General features: G+C 46.2%; 25 protein-coding genes. 1 reads left to right on the top strand and 24 read right to left on the bottom strand.

The window, feature by feature from the left end; genetic code table 11:
* Window positions 1–76: 76 nt before the first annotated feature.
* The 22 genes from MJX74_RS05795 to MJX74_RS05690 form a co-directional block, all read right to left on the bottom strand.
* Window positions 77–439 carry a hypothetical protein gene (locus MJX74_RS05795; protein ID WP_240221605.1) on the bottom strand — a complete coding sequence of 121 codons (363 nt, stop codon included), beginning with the start codon at window positions 437–439 and terminating at the stop codon, window positions 77–79.
* A gap of 318 nt (window positions 440–757) precedes the next feature.
* Window positions 758–1,024, bottom strand: coding sequence for a hypothetical protein (locus MJX74_RS05790; protein WP_240221604.1), 267 nt, complete (start codon window positions 1,022–1,024; stop codon window positions 758–760).
* A 90-nt stretch (window positions 1,025–1,114) separates the two neighbouring features.
* Window positions 1,115–1,492 (bottom strand): hypothetical protein, encoded by a 378-nt coding sequence (locus tag MJX74_RS05785; protein WP_240221601.1) that lies wholly within the window; start codon window positions 1,490–1,492, stop codon window positions 1,115–1,117.
* A 108-nt stretch (window positions 1,493–1,600) separates the two neighbouring features.
* On the bottom strand, window positions 1,601–1,990 hold the full coding sequence (locus tag MJX74_RS05780) for a hypothetical protein (protein ID WP_240221599.1): 390 nt from the start codon (window positions 1,988–1,990) through the stop codon (window positions 1,601–1,603).
* Window positions 1,991–2,079: 89 nt separating this feature from the next.
* Complete coding sequence (locus MJX74_RS05775) at window positions 2,080–2,451, bottom strand: nuclear transport factor 2 family protein (protein WP_240221597.1); 372 nt, start codon at window positions 2,449–2,451, stop codon at window positions 2,080–2,082.
* A 78-nt stretch (window positions 2,452–2,529) separates the two neighbouring features.
* Complete coding sequence (locus MJX74_RS05770; protein ID WP_240221596.1) at window positions 2,530–3,039, bottom strand: hypothetical protein; 510 nt, start codon at window positions 3,037–3,039, stop codon at window positions 2,530–2,532.
* Between the two features lie 114 nt (window positions 3,040–3,153).
* The gene (locus MJX74_RS05765; protein ID WP_240221595.1) at window positions 3,154–3,576 is read right to left on the bottom strand and encodes a hypothetical protein; all 423 of its coding nucleotides are present in this window, start codon (window positions 3,574–3,576) and stop codon (window positions 3,154–3,156) included.
* 114 nt (window positions 3,577–3,690) lie between these two features.
* Window positions 3,691–4,125: a hypothetical protein gene (locus tag MJX74_RS05760; protein WP_240221594.1), complete on the bottom strand. Its 435-nt coding sequence runs from the start codon at window positions 4,123–4,125 to the stop codon at window positions 3,691–3,693.
* A 24-nt stretch (window positions 4,126–4,149) separates the two neighbouring features.
* Window positions 4,150–4,566: a hypothetical protein gene (locus tag MJX74_RS05755; protein WP_240221593.1), complete on the bottom strand. Its 417-nt coding sequence runs from the start codon at window positions 4,564–4,566 to the stop codon at window positions 4,150–4,152.
* 85 nt (window positions 4,567–4,651) lie between these two features.
* Window positions 4,652–5,011 (bottom strand): hypothetical protein, encoded by a 360-nt coding sequence (locus MJX74_RS05750; protein WP_240221592.1) that lies wholly within the window; start codon window positions 5,009–5,011, stop codon window positions 4,652–4,654.
* A 115-nt stretch (window positions 5,012–5,126) separates the two neighbouring features.
* Window positions 5,127–5,477 carry a hypothetical protein gene (locus MJX74_RS05745; protein ID WP_240221591.1) on the bottom strand — a complete coding sequence of 117 codons (351 nt, stop codon included), beginning with the start codon at window positions 5,475–5,477 and terminating at the stop codon, window positions 5,127–5,129.
* Between the two features lie 26 nt (window positions 5,478–5,503).
* Window positions 5,504–5,866: a hypothetical protein gene (locus tag MJX74_RS05740; protein ID WP_240221590.1), complete on the bottom strand. Its 363-nt coding sequence runs from the start codon at window positions 5,864–5,866 to the stop codon at window positions 5,504–5,506.
* A gap of 31 nt (window positions 5,867–5,897) precedes the next feature.
* Window positions 5,898–6,398, bottom strand: coding sequence for a hypothetical protein (locus MJX74_RS05735; protein ID WP_240221589.1), 501 nt, complete (start codon window positions 6,396–6,398; stop codon window positions 5,898–5,900).
* Window positions 6,399–6,848: 450 nt separating this feature from the next.
* Window positions 6,849–7,166, bottom strand: coding sequence for a hypothetical protein (locus tag MJX74_RS05730; RefSeq protein WP_240221588.1), 318 nt, complete (start codon window positions 7,164–7,166; stop codon window positions 6,849–6,851).
* A 51-nt stretch (window positions 7,167–7,217) separates the two neighbouring features.
* The gene (locus tag MJX74_RS05725) at window positions 7,218–8,063 is read right to left on the bottom strand and encodes an acyl-CoA thioester hydrolase/BAAT C-terminal domain-containing protein (protein ID WP_240221587.1); all 846 of its coding nucleotides are present in this window, start codon (window positions 8,061–8,063) and stop codon (window positions 7,218–7,220) included.
* 55 nt (window positions 8,064–8,118) lie between these two features.
* A complete protein-coding gene (locus MJX74_RS05720; RefSeq protein ID WP_240221586.1) occupies window positions 8,119–8,715 on the bottom strand; it encodes a hypothetical protein in 597 nt (198 codons plus the stop codon).
* Window positions 8,716–8,823: 108 nt separating this feature from the next.
* Window positions 8,824–9,066: a hypothetical protein gene (locus MJX74_RS05715; RefSeq protein WP_240221585.1), complete on the bottom strand. Its 243-nt coding sequence runs from the start codon at window positions 9,064–9,066 to the stop codon at window positions 8,824–8,826.
* A gap of 101 nt (window positions 9,067–9,167) precedes the next feature.
* Window positions 9,168–9,611, bottom strand: a complete 444-nt coding sequence (locus tag MJX74_RS05710) for an Imm26 family immunity protein (protein WP_240221584.1) — start codon at window positions 9,609–9,611, stop codon at window positions 9,168–9,170.
* 439 nt (window positions 9,612–10,050) lie between these two features.
* Window positions 10,051–10,407, bottom strand: a complete 357-nt coding sequence (locus tag MJX74_RS05705; protein ID WP_240221583.1) for a DUF2750 domain-containing protein — start codon at window positions 10,405–10,407, stop codon at window positions 10,051–10,053.
* Window positions 10,408–10,825: 418 nt separating this feature from the next.
* The gene (locus MJX74_RS05700; RefSeq protein WP_240221582.1) at window positions 10,826–11,170 is read right to left on the bottom strand and encodes a hypothetical protein; all 345 of its coding nucleotides are present in this window, start codon (window positions 11,168–11,170) and stop codon (window positions 10,826–10,828) included.
* Between the two features lie 767 nt (window positions 11,171–11,937).
* Window positions 11,938–12,168: a hypothetical protein gene (locus MJX74_RS05695; protein ID WP_240221581.1), complete on the bottom strand. Its 231-nt coding sequence runs from the start codon at window positions 12,166–12,168 to the stop codon at window positions 11,938–11,940.
* Window positions 12,169–12,276: 108 nt separating this feature from the next.
* Window positions 12,277–12,630, bottom strand: coding sequence for a hypothetical protein (locus MJX74_RS05690; protein ID WP_240221580.1), 354 nt, complete (start codon window positions 12,628–12,630; stop codon window positions 12,277–12,279).
* Window positions 12,631–12,882: 252 nt separating this feature from the next.
* Here MJX74_RS05690 and MJX74_RS05685 point away from each other — a divergent pair, with 252 nt between their 5' ends.
* A complete protein-coding gene (locus MJX74_RS05685) occupies window positions 12,883–13,848 on the top strand; it encodes an integron integrase (RefSeq protein ID WP_240221579.1) in 966 nt (321 codons plus the stop codon).
* 23 nt (window positions 13,849–13,871) lie between these two features.
* Here the strand turns inward: MJX74_RS05685 and prpF are convergent, their stop codons facing one another.
* Both prpF and acnD read right to left on the bottom strand, forming a co-directional pair.
* Window positions 13,872–15,059 (bottom strand): 2-methylaconitate cis-trans isomerase PrpF, encoded by a 1,188-nt coding sequence (gene prpF / locus MJX74_RS05680; protein WP_240221577.1) that lies wholly within the window; start codon window positions 15,057–15,059, stop codon window positions 13,872–13,874.
* Window positions 15,060–15,351: 292 nt separating this feature from the next.
* Complete coding sequence (acnD, locus tag MJX74_RS05675) at window positions 15,352–17,949, bottom strand: Fe/S-dependent 2-methylisocitrate dehydratase AcnD (protein WP_240221575.1); 2,598 nt, start codon at window positions 17,947–17,949, stop codon at window positions 15,352–15,354.
* Window positions 17,950–17,963: the final 14 nt, after the last annotated feature.

Genomic DNA, 17,963 nt, shown 5'->3' with positions numbered 1-17,963 from the left:
CATTTTTTAATCAGACAACACTATTTGATCACAAACTCGATCGCGTGAAAAGAGGTTTTTCTACAGCCTCAACGCTTCACTCAACGGCCGCGTAAGCGGTCCGATGAAGTGACTTGTTATATTCTTCTGCTTGACCATATGACGTTTTTGGATATTCAATTAACAAGTAAACTGCGACGACACTTATTGAAATACCAGCACTAATAGCAATCCATTTCACCATCTTGATCAAGGGAGTTGCTGCGTCTAATTTAAAGCCACAATACGCTCCAGATATTCCAGAAGCGATCATCAGTCCGATGACAATCCAAAAGAGCATTAAGTCACTACCCATTTCTTTCCGTGCTCCAGAAAATATAACGCTGCCAGCAGCGGTTTTGAGGTCCAGCGACCAACGGGAGCGATGCTGACTGGCCTTGTTATAAGCATTTGATATCACATCAAATCCCGCTCGCATGTTTTTTACTTGTTACCCAAAGATAGATAACCATCACAAGGCTGACCAACAAACACAATGTAGAAATTTTAAACACAAGCTGTATGCCAGTATTAGGGCAGCCCCACATACAGGTAGACAATAGCCCTGCTACCGAAATAGCCAGAACCAAAATATTTACGACTACAGCAAAAATATACTTCATCGCTCACCCGATCTTATAACGCTTTGCTAAGGGGCAACCGAAACGCAGTGTAGGTTGTCCCGCGGAGGCCGTGCATTTTGCGGCCGGAGTGTACTTGAGCAACTTGTTATAAGGCATTACTCGAAGCACCTTTTTATAAAGTAGCCGCATATCCATGCGAGACCAAAAAATACTGCTGAAAGAGCAAGTAGCCCAAAGCTAGCACCGATTAACTTAAACGTGATTTCTTTTTCCGTAGTGGCAACTTCAGTTATCAAAGCCGCGATTATCCCAATACCAAAAACACTGAATGCTACTAGTCCGATGAGCATAGAAAAGAACACCAACGGCTTTTGCAGCCTTTTAAACTGGATTCCTAATAATAGTGCCTCTATTAATCCCATGATTGAATCTTCGGAGCCTTATAACGCCCCGCGCATGCGCGCGAACTTGTGAGCGTCGCAGGGGCCGCAGGCCCCGAATGACGCGGATTGTTAGCTACCATTGATGAACATTTCTATTTGTTCTCTGTGCCAAAAATTTTGTGTTGGACCACAAGAAGATAACCAAGTTTTTTCACCGTACCGTCCAAATACGATATAGTCCGAACCAACAATAACCTCACCCTCGCACATAGCGTTGAAACTAGCAGCCGAGAGAAAAACATATTGATCCGGTTTACCTTTTAGCACTTCCTTAACTTGCAATTGGCTTTCAACAACTTCATCAGGTGTAACCGCAGCAGACATTACCCTGCCAATATAAACATAGTCCGCTTTTTCGAAATCCCGCTTAGTAATAAGATTTGAGCAGGAACATGCGAATGCTGTTCCTGAAATAAGGAATACAGTTATTGCCAGAAAAAATCTCATAACCATCCTAAGTAGCTAACGCCTCAAACACCGGCTTGGTGAAGTTGGCGGCTTTTTTGCGCAAGCGAAAAAGGTGACAGCTTTACCAAGTCCGCGTGCTTTGACTTGTTAGCTTTTGAACTGCGCATAGGCTAGACCTCCATCACACCACTGATCATAATCGAATTTTGATGGGTTCCGAATGAGGTCTTTAGATTGCTCAATAAATTTTAACAAGTATGAATTGCCTGTTTTCTCTGCGCTGTCTAAGAAAGACATTACGTCTTCTTTGCTTTCAGTGTGGTAATCAGTCCGTACAGCATCACCGACAATAATATATGCACATTTCAAAAAGAATCGCTGTTTTGGACACTTATTGTCTGAAGCCAATTCCAAGATGATTTCCGAAAGGTAAAGCTCTGCCACAGAAAGATCAAAATCTTGTGTAGGCCAAAGCGTATCGGCATCAAATGCCCATTCTCGCAATTCTTCGTTTATCGGATTCCAAGGATCTTTCATCGCACTTTCCGCAAAGCTAACGCCCGCCACAAACGCGAGCAACGTGTTGCGAGTCGAGCGCCCAAAGGGCGCGTTTTTGATGGCGATTGTTAGGCATTTTTTGAACCATACACTTTAGGCTGACCAACGGAGACAGACGCTGTTTTAATTAAGCTATTCTCTATTTCATAAACACACAGCATTTCAATCTCGCCTTTGCCCTCAGGGAAGTTTCGAGTAATCACTTCATGATCTACTACGATATTTTCCATAACAATGCGACTTAATAGACGAGCATGTAAATCGGGCTCCTCAAATCGAACGGCAATGCGCTTGCGCATCTCTTCATGGCCGGTAGCGAAACACTCACCGTGTAAATTGAACTGTTTTGCATCTTTTGCATAAGTACTTAACCAGCCGTCAATATTTTTATCGTTGTAAGCGTCCAACTGCCGCTGAACCAACGCTACGTTATCATCCATTCGATTTGACTCCGATGTCTATGCTGCATGCCTAACGCTCAAAGCAGCTGCGCGGTACGCGTCAGATGCCTTTGCTTGTTAGGGTTTACTTGCCAACTGAAACATGCACGCATTTAAGGTTACAGAACCATTTCTGTTGTCCCAACAAGATAATATTTCATTCGAATCTATTTCTTGTAAGGCGTAAGTTGATGAGCCATTAGCCTTATTGTTACAACTCAGTTTATAGTATTCTCGGAACAAAAAAGCATCAACTTTGAAATCATCCGACAGATTAGCATCTGTAACTGATTTAGCTATAGCCATTTTCGTATCCTGAGAAATTCCTGAGTATTTTTTATCATCGTCAATAATAAGTGCTAAAAACCGCCAAGCTTCGCCAGCCTTACCTTCTTTAGGATTTTGGGCAAAAGTCTCTAGTATGAAAGGTTTTGTTACTGCGTATTGGAATGCCAGCTCTCCCTCGCTTTCACATTTTTTTAATCCAGTTACTGATTTATCCACTGTGCCTGTACTTTGGCACGCAGTAAGAAAGGAAGCTGATAACGTTATCATTAATAAAAACTTAAACAATTGATTAATCTCCATAAAGCCCTAACGCCCTGCTTAGGGGCGGAAACACATGGGCTAAAATTTAGGAGCGAAGCGACGCAGCCCATGTGTTTGCGTCCCAGCGAGCCTGCGAGCGACTACAGCAGCTTGTTAGGCTTGTTCCAAAAACGACCACTGTACAATGTAGTCTGGACCGCTGAAGTCATAACGTTTTTCCTGATTCTTGTCCTTAAAGATAGCAGTAGCCTTAAAAGCTGGAGTCTCGTTTTGATTTCTTGATTCATTTAGAATTTCTTCTAATTCATCCCAGCGTTCAGAAATACCACCATTTGCTGGATGCGTATTTGTTGATGCTTTACCCGCTTCATAATCATTATTCCAGTTAATAAAAATGGCCCACTGCTCCTGCTCTAAATCCATTTCCTCTTGCGAAATTGAATACAAACTGAAAATTTCAGTTCTGTCTTGAGCATCACCAAAATCAGAAACAAACCTGTATGGCATGCCTTTTATTATAGTTATTCCACTTCTTGGGCCATCCCAAAAACCATTTTCAACGACAACTTTATCCATTTTCTCGAGAAGCCTAACGCTCAAAGCAGCCGCGCTGTAAGCGTCGGCTGCCTTTGCTTGTTAGCTGAAAACCAACCGTCAGCTGCCAATTGCGAACCTGAAAACACTGATTGTTCACATCACGAACTTAACTGGTGCAGAACTGATATCTTCAACTCCTATGCTAATAACTTTTGATTCAACGACAGAGTGATATAAAAAGCTGATTGAAAGTATTTTACCCATGCCATTTTTGAAATTAAAAGTATGCTTATTGGTTGAATTCTCGGCAATGCCTGAAAATAAATCAGTTTGGAAAACCTCGTATTTATCTTCTGTTATCTGCAATCTCACCAGCTCAATTTCGTATCCATTTCTTACTTTTGTCGGGTACGTTACTGTATATCTGAATCCGATAGGGCTGTGTTCTGGATCCATCGCCTTTAGATTGATCCCGTATAAATTAAGAACATCCGCCGTGCCATCCAAGTTAATATAAGTCCGCTTATCTGCATATGCTGAGAATGATAAAAACGTTAAGAAGACAAAAATGAATCTCGAAATATTCAACTGACTTTCCTTTTCAGCTAACGCTCAAAGCAGCTGCGCGGTACGCGTCGGCTGGCTTTGCTTGTTATATTTTTTTGAAATTACAGCTGCAAGTGAATAAAGCACACCTGACAGCGCCAGCCAAAATAACACTTGCATGGTTAGTGAATCTAAAAGCTCAATCGAAAGCACAAACCAATGTGCTGCTCCGAGTAGCAGTGTTACCAGCACAGCTAACACGTTGAGCATGTTTACTTTGGATACCAACTGAACCGTGATTAATGCAACTAGAGATATAAAACAGTACGCTGAGCCAATTAACAAGCTAAGTTCGAAGGTGCCCCAACAGCCAAATTTTGGATCGCAGCTACCAATAAACAATATTTTGTATGCCTGATAAGCGGTTATCGGCAACATAAATAAAAGTAGTGACGTTATTACAGTTCTAATTATTGTGCTCATGACTACTCAAAAAATATAACGCCCCGCGCATGCGCGCGAACTTGTGAGCGTCGCAGGGGCCGCAGGCCCCGAATGACGCGGATTGTTAGGTGTGAATTTCAAATCGAAGCTCCCCGCCAGATATTTTTATATTGCCAAAATTGCCGGTAAGCTCAAATCCACCGTCGACTACCTGCAATGTATCAATGTTGCCATAATCAAGCGTACCGTCTGGATCAGTTGATGACATTACAGCCGATTTGGGCTTTAAACCAGATACGGAAACTGCATTAGTGAATTGAAGTATTGCTTTTCGGTAACACGTATATTCGTTTGGCTTTGGCTCAGCATAATATTTGGACTCTGGCCAGATGCTGGCCTCCAGCTCAAAGTACAGGCAGTTATTCTCATAGCTCCAATCTAAAACGAAAGAATCATTGAGATCGATACCGTTGAATACTTCCATTAGACGCCAATCCATAGTCATTCACACATAACGCTCGCAGCACAGGCCGAAACCCGCGCAGCGGTTGAGGTCCAGGCCACGCAGTGGCCGTTTGTGGCTGCGCTTGTTAGCTGCCTTATTGTTTTTGGTTAACAAAATATTTTTGATAAAGGCCATAACCGCCTTGCCAATATGACAACATCGTCATTAAAACGAAAGAGACTATCAAAATAGGGAACATTATTGGTCTATTCTCTATCGTTATTACTTCCCCCCTAACAGAAACAAAAAAGCTTCCCTCACGAATGGCAAACACCATAAATACGCTCATTACGATTGCCCCAATGAATTTCCACCAGAGCATAAATGTAACTTCGTTTTTTTTGATCAAAAACATTTTTTCCTGGTTTACAGTCAGTGGGTAACTCGGCCAGCTAACGCTCGCAGCACAGGCCGAAACCCGCGCAGCGGTTGAGGTCCAGGCCACGCAGTGGCCGTTTGTGACTGCGCTTGTTATACGCATTTGTCGAACTCTGCATTAATGTAAGAAACAAAATGCCCATTTTTATATGATTCCGCAATGCAATATTTGCCTTCTAAGCCTAAAGCTTCCGTAACTTGAAGCTGCGTGAACTTGCCAGAGGGCAACTTTATTATTGCCACATGTTTATAAAAGCCATTTTTGCCGGTCTTGCGTACTGATTCAGGCGTAACTACTTGATAGTTTTTGAATTCAATCCGATCTTCCCGCTTAAATAGGTCAGAGTTAACCAATTGCCACAAAATGGCAGCAAGTAATAACACGCCAGCCAACACAAGTAGGCCGATTTTTATCTTAACCGCAGTTTTAATCCGCAATCTATATGGCTGAGTCATAATGCGTATAACGCCCAAAGAAGCGGCGCATTTATGCGTCCGCCTTACTTTGCTTGTTAGCTTTGTTGGGCAGAGAACGATAGTCATCCTTGCGCCACGCCCTGTTTTCTTTAACCATGTAGTTGAATGGTTTTTTGTAGATTGGTAAGCACTCCCATTTTACACGCTCCCAATCATGTTTGAGCAATAACGCAATAGCCAATGTAAATCGGGCCGTATCGCCACCATGTGTCAAATTATCGTATTCCGTGAGTATTTGGTTATCATGATTTGACTTTGGGTTCAGAGAGGTTGCCAATGCTGCCCGGTATTTCGATTTCTGTTCATTACTTGGCTCTTGCTCTCCAGAAAAGGCAATGACTATATTTTGTACAAGTTCCCGCGTAGCGCTTCGCCACTTAGTTCTTTCTTGTGTTATTTGTGTTATCTGAATACTTTTCTCACTCTTTCGCAAAGCCAGGAACGAAGCTAGCCAACCCGCTACGGCTGTAAATCCTGCGCCAGTAATTAGTGAGGTGAAATCTATATCCAAGATCTAATACCTCTTTTGTTATGAAGAAGCTAACGCCCAAAGCAAGCGCGCGGTACGCGTCGCCTTGCCTTTGCTTGTTAGCAGCCTGAACCGAACTTTCGCGGCTTGCCGCACTGGTAAACTCGAACAACGGCAGACTGCTTTTAATTAAAACTTAACCGACCAGCTGCGATACGGCGAGCCAACCAGAACCTGTAAAACTGTTAAGCGAAGCCACGAAGAACAACGCTACCGCCACCACCGTTTGCAGCAAACCCACAAACTGGCGAGCTTTGACTATTTGCCAGTGCCGCTAGGAAAGCCAAACGCGAGCAAGGCTGGAACAAAACTACAGACTAAAACCCTTAAAACCCGAAAACCTGCTAACGCCCGCAGCACGCGCGGTTTTGTAGTGAAGGCGAAGCCGCAACGAAAAAACCGTCGCTGTGCCTGCGATTGTTAGGTGCTGATTCACGGAACTGACTCATAAATTACCTCGAAACCCGGCCCAAGCTCTGCTTGCAGTTTTGCCCGCATGGCAAGTGCGGCAGCCTCAAACTCTTTGAACTCCGCCTGACTCCAAGGACTTGGATCAGGCGGGTATTCCCAATTAAGTGCTTTGTCGTGCCAAGTCGATAATATGTCGAGTTCTTGAAGCGTGGCCTCTGACAGCGATATCTTTTCTTCGATAGGTCCAACATCAAATTTTTCGAGCGCAGCATCATTACCACACCATATGCAGCCACCACCCCACTCGAACATAAGCCGTACTTTGTAGATAGTTTGCATAAGCCCTAACGTCCAAAGCAAGCGCGGTACGCGTCGCTTTGCCTTTGCTTGTTAGCCGCCTTTAAGCTTATTGATAAACGTGTGATTCATGGCCGCATCTTTGTTCAAAAACTTATAATTTAGCAAGTGATCTAAACCTTCGTAATTGAGATGCTCACACTGATTATCTCGCTTTGCATTCATTTTCTCGCAAATGTCATTCGCCATTTGAGGCGATGGCCAAATTTCATCATTCTCGCCGGTCATTAGTACCACATGTGCACTTATATCATTGACAGAAATATCTGCGTTGTTGCTATCAACTCGGTTCGCTAATGACTGAGTATACAGATCCCGCAAACCGTTTACCGGACCCGACGGTTTAAACGGAACATGAGTTAACTCTTGTCCTTTCTCCATCCAGCTCGATGCAGGCACTTTCGTCCAATCCTTTAAAATTCCTGCCCAAACTACTGAACTTGGTGCTATTGCCACCACCCGTGTAATCTGATCATCTTTTGATGCCAACAGCAGTGCCAGCTCGGCTCCCTTAGACCAACCAACGATAATTAACTCATCTGGCTTTACATTGGACTGCCTTTTTAACCAAGACTTAGCCTGAGTAAAATATTCCAACGGGATCTTCTCTAGTTCCCTTGGTAATCCTTCAGCATTAAAATAGGCTAAAGCTAACGTCGGATATCCTGCGTCAACAACTGGTTCTGCAAGCCTTTCAGGCACCCCTCCCTCAGACCCGCCCAAGACCAATACAGCAATCCTCTGCTCATTTGATGCAGACGGATAATATTTTCCGACAAAACCGTCTTCCTCTATTTTTAAACCAGTAGTAGAGGCATTAATGCTAGAACTTATTAAAAGAGTGCTAACTAAAGTGGCTTTAATAATCTTGTTTAACATGCTTTTTACTTATCTCACATAGCTACAATTGCGTTGGTCAAGGCTAACGCTGCAATCACGCGTTTATCGCGTGCATTGCTTTGTTAAGACCTTTTGATTTCAATTTATCTTCAATTTCATAGTACTGATTCAGATGCCCTATTGAGTAAACAGGAAGAAAAAATAAATCATTTTCTGCGGCTATATCAAAAACTTCATCCAGTAATTCAGCATCCTTATATATCAAATAAATAACCCAATAATCTTGAAACCATACATGAAATCTATGCTCTACAAATGCCAACTGAGGAGAGTAAGTTTCTTTAAAAAGGTCTGTTATATATTCAGACATTGGTTTAAAGCCAATATACTCGCGAAATTGCAGCTTCCTCTTCGACCATTTACCTATTTCTTTGTAGCAAGTAGGTGTCTCAACTTCTACTAACTGACGTAGAAAGTTATTAATCCTGGAGCCCCAAAGCTCCTTATCAGAATCAGAAGCACTTTCGATCCTGTCAAAGGAATTTGATGTGTGTAACCAATGATCAAAGACTGTTACAGCAACCCAGCGACACTCATCAGGTGAGCAGTCATCATTCATTTTTAACAAGTTGCCAAAATCTTTAGAGATCTCGGTGTTTTTTGATTTTGGTAGATTCCGAAATTTTCTCATAGGGTCTTAACGCCCCAAGCAAGGGCACTTTTAAGCTGGCTAAAATTAGGAGCGAAGCGACGGGAGCCAGCTTAAAATTGTCCCGTTGACTTGGCTTGTTAGGTGTTTTTACTGCTTTGGTGGCTTATTTGGAAGTTTTGAACCGCACCAAGGACAGAATAGGATAATGTTATTACCACCTACTACTTCTTCTGGCACTTCAATATACCAAGCACTTTCACCTGTAAATTTAGTATGCCTAACCTGAATTTCCCCATAACCTTTAGGATCTTCAATTGCCGAGAATAGCCTAACACAACAATACTCTTTTATTCTCTCAGCTCTATGCTTGGCGATATTTGGTAATTCCATATTCACAAATCTTCGATGACACCTAACGCAAAGCACACGGGCGACAGGCCGCGCAGCGGGTTGGCGTCCCAGCGACCAGCGGGAGCGAGTGCTGCGTATTGTTATGCGTAGCCATGCCGCTGCACCCCAGGTAATAACAGCTTTTGATAATAATTTGGGTCATGCATTTCATCCCATGCACGCAAACCAAAGAAAGCCGATAAAAACATTTGGATGTTACCCGAACCAATAACCGTAGCTCCAATCCACCCATCTGTCTCTGCTTCCCGATATGGAAGTTTGCAATTTGATATTTGTACTGGCGTATTTGCGATACGACTCCATGTCCCATTATTAAAAAGATCTTTGGTCACAAACTGAACAGAAATAGGACTGAAGAGATGTTCGATATCACAGTTTTCATCTGTATTCCGCACGGTAAAGAATGCGCATGTTATCGAATTCAAAACTTCTTTTTGTATTTCAACAATCTGTCCGAGGACCGAAGAATTATCTTCAATTGGCACCCAAAAAGTATCGCCGACTTTAGCTATCTGTCTTGGCATGATTCTCCACTACGCATAACGCTCAAAGCAGCTGCGCGGTACGCGTCGGCTGGCTTTGCTTGTTAGCAGCCCACACCGGACTTGCGCGGCTTGCCGCACTGGCAAACTCGAACAACGGCAAGCTGCTTTTATTAAAAACTAAACCAGTCAGCTGCGATATGGCGAGCCAGCCGAAACCTGTAAAACTACTAAGCGAAGCCACGAAGAACAACGCTACCGCCACCACCGTTTGCAGCAGACCGACAAACTGGCGAATTTTAACTTGTGGCGCTGCCGCTAAGAACACGAAACGCGAGCAGAGCCGGAATACAACTACTGACTAAAACCGTTCAAACCCGAACACCTGCTAACGCCCAAATTTAGCGCGGAAAGCCGCGCAGCGGGTTGACGTCGCAGCCAGCGCTTTTTGCTGGCGATAATATTTGTTTGTTAGGAGACATTACCAGAATGCCTCCACTTGCTTGACCAAAAGTGGCGCGGGAATATCGATACCCGTTAGTTTTTTGCCACTGAGATTGACACCTACGACCTTCGTTTCAGGTGGAAGGATTGGCAAAAAGTGTTCCTTGAATTGCCCCCAAACCACACTTCTCGGTTCAACCTTACCAAGCAATTCTGGATTGAGTTTCTTTAAACGCTCTATCCGAGATTTAGAAGACCAGACAGGGAAAGAGACCTTTTTATCCTTCAAATCGAATTCCAGCAGTATTTCACCAGGTAGAACTCCGAACCAGACAACTTTGGTTTCAGCAACTTCCTCATAAAACTTATTAGCTTGTGGTACTCCGGATGACATCCTTTGTCTCCTAACGCTGCCAGCAAGCGCGACGCTGTTTGGCGTCGCTTGACTGGCCTTGTTAGCAGCCTACACCGGACTTTCGCGGCTTGCCGCACTGGCAAACCCAAACAACGGCAAGGCTGCTTTTATTAAAAACTACACCAGCCAACTGCGATACGGCGAGCCAACCGGAACCTGTAAAACCAATAAAGCGAAGCCCAGAAGAACAACGCTACCGCCACCACCGTTTGCAGTAAACCAACAAACGGGCGAGCTTTGACTATTTGCCAGTGCCGTTTGGTAAGCCAAACGCGAGCAATGCCCGAACAAAACCACTGACTAAAACTGTTAAAACCCGAACACCTGCTAACGCCCCGCGCATGCGCGCGAACGTGTGAGCGTCGCAGGGGCCGTAGGCCCCGAATGACGCGGATTGTTAGGCTCTATTGATAAAAAGTAACTTTTCAATAGTCCCAGATAATGCTTTGTCGATACCTGGTTCGCCATGCGCAGCCAAGAAACCACAGGCTTTTTCAACAAACTCATTTGACTCGGCATAAGCTAATTTCTCCAGTGCATATTGTTTTGCTATTAAACACTGAATTGAGATTGGGAGCTCATCCATAGTCTCAGACCAAAGGTTTGCAACGTAGGGTTCAAGCTCATCTGCGGAAGAGCTAAGAACTGTCCATATACAATGATCAAGTGCATCAGCTTTACCACTATCATTCGAGCTCATTGCTTTAAGTAATCCGTCAATTCCAGACTGAATCCAATTCATGTAAATAGCCTAACGCAAAGCTTTGGGGCGGCTGAAGCGCAGCGTAAGCCGTCCCAGCCACGACAGTGGCGACAACAGCGCCTTGTTAAGGCTTTGCACTTGGCATCACCTTATGAATACAAAGTGCTACAGTACTTGATAAGAAAAATACCGACAACCAAAACAACGGAGCTACACGCTGGTATTGCGGTATAAAGTCACTATTGGCACCAGTGCAAATTAACCCTAATTTGCTCGAAGAACCACCGGCATCCAGACAACTGTCAACACTAAAGAATGACACTAAGGCAACTGCACTTATTACGAACGAAATGACGCAGATGAGCTTTTTCAATGAACCAGCCTTAACGCTCAAAGCAGCTGCGCGGTACGCGTCGGCTGGCTTTGCTTGTTAGCAGCCTGAACCGGACTTTCGCGGCTTGCCGCACTGGCAAACCCGAACAGCGGCACGGCTGCTTGTATTAAAAACGACACCGGCCAGCTGCGATACGGCGACCAACCGGAACCTGTAAACCTGTTTAAGCGAAGCCCGGAAGAACAACGCTACCGCCACCATCGTTTGCAGCAAACCCACAAACTGGCGAACTTTAACTTTTGGCGCTGCCGCTAAGAAAACCAAACGCGAGCAGAGCCGGAACAAAACTACTGACTAAAACCGTTAAAACCCGAACACCTGCTAACGCAAAGCACACGGGCGGAAAAACGCGATAGCGTTTGACGTCCCAGCAGCCGCAGGCTGCGCGTGATGCGCCTTGTTATATAACATGCTAATTTTTACCACCGACAAACTTGCCAATGACAACCAATATTGCCCCAACAACTAAAGCTGGTAACCGAAATTGGGCCCAATCAAATGAGCTTTCATCAGTAGGCGCAATTTTTAAGTAAGAATCATTAGATGACGATTGAAACGCATCAACTGGCAAGAAGTCTACCGCGAAGCCTGCAACCGCATATAAAAGAACTAAACAGCCAACGATGATCAGGGCTTTACTCACTTGAATCTGCCTCTTGTTATATAACGCCTCAATAACTGGCAGCTGGAGCAACGCGTAAGCTGTCCAGCCCCGAAGGGGCGTAGTTAATTGATTTGTTATGTGCTTTTATTAGGGGCGCCATTGCAAAAAACCACTTGAGAATGAAAGCGAACGTACTTCTCCAATTTCTCCATCGTTATACAATACAGACCAAGGCGCGTCTTTATCTAATTTTAAATCATTATGTGTTAGTTCTAGCTCTGACAGTTTATTCTCCCAAAGTATCTCTTCTTCAGAATCAGGTAAGTCCATTTCTTTGAGTTCCATATCGTAATTACGAAATTCAGCTAGCTTAGATAACTTGAGTTCTAGAGCAGCGTTAATAAATTGAGGCCGAGCAAATACCCATGGAGTTTCGTAGCCAAACTTATCGAGGTTCGCAACAACCTCACCTTCATATAGTAGTTTTTCGGGAGTATTCATAAGTTCCTATTCGCAACCACATAACAGCTTTATAGTTTGGAGCGTACACGCTTTCACGCAGCGTTTGCTCCCTTCTATCTTTAATAATAAACAACAAGCTATCCAATAAGCCCCTTGAAATCAACAGATTTTTAACGTGGCACTGCATCAAATGTGGAGAAAGCGGGGTTAAACCTTGCGATTAACTTGCTTACAATAAATTCACCAACTACTGTATATGTATACATGTTAATTTATTTTTTGGTGAATGTTATGGCCTCGCCGTTTTTACAGTATATCGCTGAGTTTATGTATGCCCGCCGTTATGCCAAAAGGACGGTTGAAGGCTATGTGTACTGGATAAAGATGTATATTTTGTTTCACAAAAAGCAACACCCGGCACAATTAAAAGATCGTGATGTCGAATGCTTCTTAACCTATTTAACTAACCAACGAAATGTAGCACCACGCACCCAAGCTGCTGCTCTGAATGCACTAAGCTTTTTATACAGCAAAGTATTGCAGCAACCTTTGTCATTAAATCTCAATTTTAATCGCTCGCAGGTTACGCCGAAGTTACCTGTTGTACTAACTCGTAGCGAAGTTATCGCTCTGCTCAAGGTTATTGAACCGCGTTACAAATTGCTTGCGCAGTTAATGTACGGTAGTGGTTTACGCTTGATGGAGGCTGTTAGGTTGCGCGTGCATGATATTGATTACGACTACCTGTCTGTAATGGTATGGCAGGGTAAAGGTAATAAAAACCGACGTACTACTCTGGCGCCGGAATTAGTTGTTTCGCTAAAACAGCAAAGCCAGCATGTGCTGCAATATTTTCAGGCGGATATAGCAAACCCTGAGTATGCCGGCGTGTGGTTACCGTTTGCTTTGGCGCGTAAATATCCGGCAGCGCCAAAAGAGCTGGGTTGGCAGTATCTGTTTCCATCATTGCAGCTAAGCGTAGACCCGGATTCTAAGCTTTTGCGCCGTCATCATCTCGACGAAAGTTGTGTCAGGCGCGAAATTAAATTGGCAGCAAAAAAAGCGGGTATCCGCAAAAACGTCACCTGCCACACATTACGCCACTCTTTTGCTACGCACCTATTAGAGTCCGGTGCCGATATTCGCACGGTGCAGGAACAACTTGGCCATACCGATGTACGCACTACGCAAATTTACACTCATGTGCTAAACCGCGGTGCCGCCGGCGTAAAAAGCCCGCTGTCACAACTGTTATAAAAAAGGCGCAGCAGCGCCTTTTTTCAGAAACAATCACCCGGTACGCGTACCCAACCTTCCATTAATACCCGCGCGCTGCGGCTCATAATGGCTTTGGTTACTGTCCATTGACCGTTTACCTGTGTTGCTGCTGCACCCACTCTTAAAGTGCCGGACGGGTGGCCAAAGCGCACGGCTTCGCGTGCGGCACCGCCGGCAGCCAGGTTTACCAGGGTGCCGGGTATTGCGGCTGCGGTGCCAATGGCTACCGCTGCCGTGCCCATCATGGCATGGTGCAGTTTACCCATGGATAATGCCCGCACCAGCAGATCGATATCGCCGGCATTTACCTGCTTGCCGCTGGATGATACATAGCTTGCAGGCGGTGCAACAAAAGCGACTTTGGGGGTATGGGCCCGTGCTGCAGCTTCGCTGATATCAGTTATCAGGCCCATCTTTACTGCACCGTAAGCACGGATGGTTTCAAACCGGGCCAGCGCCGCGGCATCACCGTTTATGGCGTCTTGCAGCTCAGTGCCGGTATAACCAATATCGGTAGCATTGACAAAAATAGTCGGGATGCCGGCGTTAATTAGTGTGGCTTTAAAAATGCCTATACCCGGCACTTCTAAATCATCAACCAGGTTGCCGGTGGGGAACATAGCGCCACCGCCCTCGCCTGCATCGGCGGCCGGGTCTAAAAACTCAATTTGTACTTCTGCCGCCGGGAAAGTAACACCGTCCAGTTCAAAATCACCGGTTTCCTGTACTTCGCCGTTGGTTATTGGCACATGAGCAATAATGGTTTTGTTAATATTCGCCTGCCAGATGCGCACCGTGCAGATGCCATTTTGTGGTATCCGCTCAGCAGCGACCAGGCCGTTGCTAATGGCAAAGGAACCCACAGCTGCCGTTAAGTTGCCGCAGTTACCGCTCCAGTCGATAAACGGCTTGTCTATCGCTACCTGGCCAAACAGGTAGTCAACGTCATGCTCAGGCTTGCTGCTTTGGCTTAGTATCACCGTTTTACTGGTGCTGGAGGTAGCGCCGCCCATGCCATCGGTATGTTTACCATACGGATCCGGGCTGCCAATAACCCGCAGCAGCAGGTTGTCACGCGCCGTGCCCGGCACTTGCGCCACCTTGGGTAAATCGGCCAGTTTAAAAAATACGCCTTTGCTGGTGCCGCCACGCATGTAGGTGGCAGCGATTTTTATTTGTGGTGCAGACATAGGTACTGATCTCTTGTTACGAAATTTTCTTAGTACGGGCCGACAACCTCTTTCTGCTCATCACAGCAACTCGCCCTAATGCCTGCGGCAGGGCTCAGACACTCTGTGATGACATAAAGAGGTATCGGCCCTCCCTTGTCGATATCAGTTGAACGTGAAAGCGAAGGTTGGAATCCCCGAAAAGTCGACACAGAGTGTCTGAGCGAGCGCGCCAGCAGCGAGAGAGTTGCTGTGGCGAGCTATTCGGGGAGTTGCAACCGAAGCCTAAAAGACTTCCGGCTATTCGTTGCAGTTAAACCGCGCCTTGCAAAAAGTCCTGCGCAAAGCGCTGCAATACACCGCCGGCTTCATAAATCGACAACTCTTCGGCTGTATCCAACCGGCACCTTACCGGCACCTCTAGCTTTTCGCCGTTAGTGCGGTGAACAACCAGCGTTAGCGTGCTGCGTGGCGTACGCTCACCTGTTACATCGTAGGTTTCTGTGCCGTCCAGCTGCAGCGTTTTTCGGTTAGTGCCCGGCATAAACTCCAGCGGTAATACCCCCATACCCACCAGGTTAGTACGGTGAATACGTTCAAAGCCTTCGGCCGCTATCGCTTCTACCCCGGCAAGCCGTACACCTTTGGCGGCCCAGTCACGTGACGAGCCCTGGCCATAATCGGCACCGGCAATAATAATTAACGGCTGCTTACGCTGCATATAGGTTTCTATCGCTTCCCACATCCGAGTCACTTTGCCTTCCGGCTCCAGCCGTGCCAGCGAGCCTTGTTTTACCTTGCCATCTACCACGGCCATTTCATTAATCAGCTTGGGGTTAGCAAAGGTAGCACGCTGTGCGGTTAAGTGATCGCCACGGTGAGTAGCGTACGAGTTAAAATCTTCCTCCGGCAAGCCCATCTTATGCAGGTATTCGCCGGCGGCGCTGTCGAGCATAATAGCGTTTGACGGCGATAAATGGTCGGTAGTAATGTTATCCGGCAACAGTGCCAGTGGCCGCATACCGGTTAAACTACGCTCGCCGGCGATAGCCCCTTCCCCCTCTTGTTTCCAGTAGGGCGGGCAACGAATATAAGTGCTTTGTGGCCGCCAGTCATACAGTGGCGTAACTTTGTCGCCGTAATCTACTTCTACAGCAAACATCGGCTCGTACACTTTACGGAACTGCTCCGGTTTTACGCTTTGGGCCACTACCGCATCAATTTCTGCATCGTCCGGCCAGATATCTTTTAGCGTAATGGCCTTGCCGTCATGATAACCCAGCACATCTTTTTCGATATCAAACCGGATGGTGCCGGCAATGGCGTAGGCGACTACCAGTGCAGGAGAAGCCAAAAACGCTTGTTTGGCGTACGGGTGAATACGGCCATCAAAGTTACGGTTACCGGATAACACTGCTGTAGCATATAAGTCGCGCTCTATTACTTCCTTTTGAATAACCGGATCCAGTGCGCCGCTCATGCCATTGCAGGTAGTGCAGGCAAAACCGACAATACCAAAGCCCAGCTGCTCCAGCTCGCTAAGCAAATGGCCTTCTTCTAAGTAAAGTTGTACGGCTTTGGAGCCGGGCGCCAGCGAGGTTTTAACCCAGGGCTTGCGCGTTAATCCCAGCTTATTGGCGTTGCGGGCTAATAAACCTGCAGCAATAACATTGCGCGGGTTAGACGTATTGGTGCAACTGGTAATAGCGGCGATAATCACCGCGCCGTCGGGCATTTTACCCTCTTCCAACAGGTATTTACCGGCAATGCCTTTGGCCGTTAAGTCACTGGTCGACAACCGTGCATGCGGGTTAGATGGCCCGGCCATAGTGCGGCCAACGCTTGATAAATCAAACTTCAGCACCCGCTCGTACTCGGCCGTTTTTAAGCTGTCGCTCCACAAACCGGCCTCTTTGGCGTAGGTTTCTACCAGTTTTACCTGCTGTGGCTCGCGGCCGGTTAAGGTTAAATAGTCCAGCGTTTGCTGATCAATAGAGAACATCGCTGCTGTGGCACCGTATTCCGGCGTCATATTAGAGATAGTAGCCCTATCGCCCAGGCTTAAGCTGCTGGCGCCTTCGCCATAAAACTCCAGATACGCCGACACCACTTTTTCTTTGCGTAAAAATTCGGTCAGCGCCAGTACTATGTCGGTGGCCATAATGCCGGGTTGCGCTTTACCGGTTAGCTCTACGCCGATAATATCCGGCAGGCGCATCCAGCTGGCACGGCCTAACATGACGCTTTCCGCTTCCAGGCCACCTACGCCAATAGCGATAACGCCCAGCGCATCGACATGCGGCGTATGGCTGTCGGTACCCACTAAGGTATCAGGGAAGGCCACGCCGTCTAAGGCATGTACCACCGGCGACATCCGCTCTAAATTGATCTGGTGCATAATGCCGTTGCCAGGCGGTATGACATCCACATTTTTAAAGGCTTTTTTCGTCCAGTTAATAAAGTGAAAACGATCGTCATTGCGTCTGTCTTCAATAGCACGGTTTTTGGCAAAGGCATCTTTTTCAAAGCCGCCGTGCTCTACGGCTAAAGAGTGATCAACGATTAACTGGGTTGGCACTACCGGGTTTACTTTGGCCGGGTCGCCGCCTTTTTCAGCGATGGCATCACGCAGGCCGGCTAAGTCTACCAGTGCGGTTTGGCCTAAAATATCGTGGCACACCACGCGCGCCGGGAACCACGGAAAGTCTAAATCACGTTTGCGGTAGATCAGCTGCTTTAATGCATCAGTAAGCATGGCCGGGTCGCAGCGGCGCACTAAGTTTTCGGCATGCACGCGCGAGGTATAAGGCAGTTTGGCATAAGCGCCCGGTTCTATCGCATCTACAGCGGCCCGGGTGTCGAAGTAATCCAGCGCGGTGCCGGGCAGTTTTTTACGGTATTGGCTGTTCATAGTATTTACTCTGT

It is taken from the genome of Rheinheimera hassiensis, assembly GCF_022436675.1.
GTDB lineage: Bacteria > Pseudomonadota > Gammaproteobacteria > Enterobacterales > Alteromonadaceae > Alishewanella > Alishewanella hassiensis.
Note: the sequence above shows the minus strand (reverse complement) of the source record. Positions and strands in the feature narration are given on the sequence as shown.

Excerpts from the sequence above, each read along its gene's own strand:
- MJX74_RS05780 (WP_240221599.1), bottom strand. The coding sequence starts at position 1,990 with ATGAAAGATCCTTGGAATCCGATAAACGAAGAATTGCGAGAATGGGCA.
- MJX74_RS05710 (WP_240221584.1), bottom strand. The coding sequence starts at position 9,611 with ATGCCAAGACAGATAGCTAAAGTCGGCGATACTTTTTGGGTGCCAATT.
- MJX74_RS05785 (WP_240221601.1), bottom strand. The coding sequence starts at position 1,492 with ATGAGATTTTTTCTGGCAATAACTGTATTCCTTATTTCAGGAACAGCA.
- MJX74_RS05750 (WP_240221592.1), bottom strand. The coding sequence starts at position 5,011 with ATGGAAGTATTCAACGGTATCGATCTCAATGATTCTTTCGTTTTAGAT.
- prpF (WP_240221577.1), bottom strand. The coding sequence starts at position 15,059 with ATGTCTGCACCACAAATAAAAATCGCTGCCACCTACATGCGTGGCGGC.
- MJX74_RS05775 (WP_240221597.1), bottom strand. The coding sequence starts at position 2,451 with ATGGATGATAACGTAGCGTTGGTTCAGCGGCAGTTGGACGCTTACAAC.
- MJX74_RS05705 (WP_240221583.1), bottom strand. The coding sequence starts at position 10,407 with ATGTCATCCGGAGTACCACAAGCTAATAAGTTTTATGAGGAAGTTGCT.
- MJX74_RS05700 (WP_240221582.1), bottom strand. The coding sequence starts at position 11,170 with ATGAATTGGATTCAGTCTGGAATTGACGGATTACTTAAAGCAATGAGC.
- MJX74_RS05770 (WP_240221596.1), bottom strand. The coding sequence starts at position 3,039 with ATGGAGATTAATCAATTGTTTAAGTTTTTATTAATGATAACGTTATCA.
- MJX74_RS05755 (WP_240221593.1), bottom strand. The coding sequence starts at position 4,566 with ATGAGCACAATAATTAGAACTGTAATAACGTCACTACTTTTATTTATG.
- MJX74_RS05690 (WP_240221580.1), bottom strand. The coding sequence starts at position 12,630 with ATGAATACTCCCGAAAAACTACTATATGAAGGTGAGGTTGTTGCGAAC.
- MJX74_RS05790 (WP_240221604.1), bottom strand. The coding sequence starts at position 1,024 with ATGGGATTAATAGAGGCACTATTATTAGGAATCCAGTTTAAAAGGCTG.
- MJX74_RS05740 (WP_240221590.1), bottom strand. The coding sequence starts at position 5,866 with ATGACTCAGCCATATAGATTGCGGATTAAAACTGCGGTTAAGATAAAA.
- MJX74_RS05720 (WP_240221586.1), bottom strand. The coding sequence starts at position 8,715 with ATGAGAAAATTTCGGAATCTACCAAAATCAAAAAACACCGAGATCTCT.
- MJX74_RS05765 (WP_240221595.1), bottom strand. The coding sequence starts at position 3,576 with ATGGATAAAGTTGTCGTTGAAAATGGTTTTTGGGATGGCCCAAGAAGT.
- MJX74_RS05715 (WP_240221585.1), bottom strand. The coding sequence starts at position 9,066 with ATGGAATTACCAAATATCGCCAAGCATAGAGCTGAGAGAATAAAAGAG.
- MJX74_RS05725 (WP_240221587.1), bottom strand. The coding sequence starts at position 8,063 with ATGTTAAACAAGATTATTAAAGCCACTTTAGTTAGCACTCTTTTAATA.
- MJX74_RS05685 (WP_240221579.1), top strand. The coding sequence starts at position 12,883 with ATGGCCTCGCCGTTTTTACAGTATATCGCTGAGTTTATGTATGCCCGC.
- acnD (WP_240221575.1), bottom strand. The coding sequence starts at position 17,949 with ATGAACAGCCAATACCGTAAAAAACTGCCCGGCACCGCGCTGGATTAC.
- MJX74_RS05730 (WP_240221588.1), bottom strand. The coding sequence starts at position 7,166 with ATGCAAACTATCTACAAAGTACGGCTTATGTTCGAGTGGGGTGGTGGC.